Source organism: Neisseria dentiae, from assembly GCF_024580525.1.
In the GTDB taxonomy this organism is placed as follows: Bacteria; Pseudomonadota; Gammaproteobacteria; order Burkholderiales; family Neisseriaceae; genus Neisseria; species Neisseria dentiae_A.
The window spans coordinates 1-3,044 of record NZ_JANIKQ010000046.1 but is presented as its reverse complement, the minus strand read 5'-3'; the positions used below and the strand labels follow the sequence as shown (position 1 = coordinate 3,044).

Below are 3,044 nucleotides of genomic sequence, written 5' to 3'. Positions count from 1 at the left end.
GTGCCTTGTTTACCGGCTATGTCGCTGCCGCTAATGCTGAGGGTGGATTGTGCGCCGCCGCCTTGGGCGTTGAGGTAGACCTGCCCGCCTGCCTGTATGCTGCCGGGGGTGAGGTTGCTGCCGCTGCTGTGTTGTCCGGCGGTATTGCGTTGTTCGCCGTAGGTGATGGTAACGGTGGGTTTGAAGCCGCTGCCGCTCTGTATGCTTTGGTAGGCTTCCTGTGCGCTTTGGGCGGTGCGGTAGGCGCCGATGCCGGTGTTGACGGCGGCCATGGCGTTGGTGCGGCTGTTGCTGCTTTCGCCTGCGTATTGCGCTTGATCGGCGGTGGTTCGGGCGCTTTGGACGGCGCTTTGGACGGCATCGGTGGCGGGGCTGGAAACGCCCACGTTGATGCCTTTGCGGGTGTGGCTTTGGCTGCTGTCGCTTTGATAGGGCGCGGCGGCGGCTTCGATGTGGATGCTGCGCGCTTCTATCAGGGTGTGGCCGCCGCTCTCTATGCTGCTGCCGCTTTGGTGGTAGCTGCCGTTTGCGCTCAGCACGATGTTGCCGCCGCTGCCGAGGCGGCTGCTTTGGCGGTATTCGTGTCGGCGGCTTTCTTGGGATTCGTCGAGGGTGTAGCCGATATGGGCGCTGCTGCCTGCCGAGGTCAGCCCGTTGGTTTTGCTGCGGCTGCTGCTTTGTCCGCTTTCGCTGTGGGCGGCGGTGCCGATGTCGAGATCGCCGCCGGCGCGGGCGTAGATGCCTTCGCGGCCGGTGAGGCTGCTGCCGCTGATACGGGTGTCGCCGCTGCTGTTGATGCGGATACTGCCGCCGGCGTTAATCTCGCTGCCGCGGGCATGGGTGTCGGTGATTTGGTTGTTGTGCCGGCTGCGGTTGTAGGTGATGCCGGTGCGGTTGTCGCCGCCGCTGGCGGCCGCTGCGGCCAGGTCGCCGCGCACCCAGCCTTGGGCTTTGCCGCGGATGCCGTCTTCTTTCATGGCATCCCGCCAGCCGCGGGCGTGGTTTTGCAGGTTGCGCCATTCGGCCGGCACGGGGTCGAACGAAACGCCGATGTTGATGCCGCTGCTTTGGCTGCGGCTTTGGCTCCCGAAGCTGTCGGTGGTGTGAAGGCTGCCGATGTCGATGTCTCTGCCTTGCAGCAGCACATCGCCGCCGGCGCCGATTACGGCGGCACGGGTTGTGAGGTTGTCTGCGGCGCGGATCACGGTGTCGCCGCCTATGCTGCCGATGTCGGCGGCAGTGAGGCTTTGGCGGCTGCCGCTGCTGTCGGTTTCGCTGCGGCTGCGGTTATAGCCGGCACTGATGCCTTTGCTGCTGATATGGGCGCTGAAGCCGGATGTTTGGGTGCGGATGTCGCTGCCGCTGCTGTGTCGGTTAACGGCGGCTTCGAGGGTAACGTTGCCGCCGTCGATAACGGTGCGGCTGTCTGAAACGGCCTGGCTGCCGCGGATGTGTACGCCGCCTTCTGAAACGATATGCACTTCGCGGCCGCCGATGCGGCTGCCGACGGCTTCGTCGTGATCGTTTTGCAAACGGGTGTCGGTGCGGGTTTTGGTGGTGAGTTTGCGGCTGCTTTGGCTGTAGGCTTCGCTCACGCTGCTCTGCCTGCGCCCTTCGGTGATGCCGACGCCGCCTTTGCCGCTGATGACTACCGTACCGCCGCTGCTGTCGATTTCGGCCTGGCGGATATCGGTGCGGCCGTCTGAAACGATGCGGATGTCTCCCGCACCGAGGATGCGGCTGCCGGCTTCGGCGCTTTGGGCAACGTGGCGGTAGGAGGTGCTGCCCAACTCGCCGTGGGCCTGGTGTTTGGCGGTGGCTACGGTGCCGATGCGGATGTTGCCGCCGCGCAGTTCGGTGAGGCCGTCTGAAGTGCTGTTGGCGATGTCGGCGCCATTGAGGTTTAAGGCATTTTCGGCGTCAACCGATACGATGCCGCGACCGCCGGTGCCGGGGTGCAGCACCAGAGCGGCGCGGCGGTTGATTACGGTGGCGCCGTTGCGCCCGTCACCCGCGCCGGCGGTGTCGCTTTGAATGGTGATGTCGCGTGCTTTGAGGGCAATCAGGTCGCCGGCTTTGATTTGGCCGCTCACGTTCAGGTGGTTGTCGGCCCGGGCGGCCACGGCTGTGCCGGAAACGTTGCCGCCCAGATTAATCTCTTCGGCTTCGAGATTGATAAAGTTGCGTGCGCCTATGGTGCCGCTGTTGTTGATCTGTTTGGCTTTGAGGGTAACGGCAGAGGCGCTGATCAATCCGCCCGCCGCGTTCAGATCGCCGGGTTTGACGGTGGTGTAGACCTTGGGCACCAACACGGTTTGGCGGCTGCCGTCGGCTAAGGTAACGGTTTGGCTTTCGAGCCACACGATGTCGGCGGTGAGCAGTGCGGTCTGCTCGGGGGTGAGCGCGATGCCGGGGGTGAGGTTGAAGGTGCGGGCTGCGGTGATGCCGGCATTCATCAGGGCACGGTATTGCTCTTCGTCGCTTTGGTAGCCGTCGAGACGGCGGTAGCCGGTGAGGCGGGCAATCTGCTCGTTAACCAGCTTTTGTTCGTAATAGCCGTCGCCCAGGCGCTTGTGGGTGGCGGCGGGGTCGACACCCAAGGCATCGAGCATATAGGCGCCGGAGAGCCATTGTTTGTAGTCGGCAAAGGCGGGATCGGTTTCCACCAGATGCGTCGGGTTGGCCGGGTTAACGGCAAACAGCGCGCTGTTGGGCAAACGGGGGTCGGCATTCGGCGTGCGCACGGTGCCGGCCGGGGCGGCGGAAACGTTTACTGCGCCGGTGGCGTGATCGGCGGTATCGGCGCTTGTGCCGCTGAAGTTGAGGTTGCGCTGTTGGTCGGCAACGATAGAGTGCTGCCCGAATAGCTCGGTAACCGGCGGATCGTTGGGAACGGGGGTAACGTCTTTATCGAATTCGATGTGGCGTTTTCCCCAGCCGTGTTTGTCGTAGCTGCCCCGGCGCGAATGGCCGTCGTTCTCCACCCGCACCACCGCTTGGGTCGGCTCGTTTTTCGGCAACCCGTTGCCGTTGCCCGATAAGGT

At 64.3% G+C, this 3,044-nt stretch carries 1 protein-coding gene; it reads right to left on the bottom strand.

Translation table 11 applies throughout. The features are described 5' to 3' along the window. The coding region (locus tag NQ012_RS12745; RefSeq protein WP_257067949.1) for a hemagglutinin repeat-containing protein at positions 1-3,044 on the bottom strand (3,044 nt) is incomplete at both ends.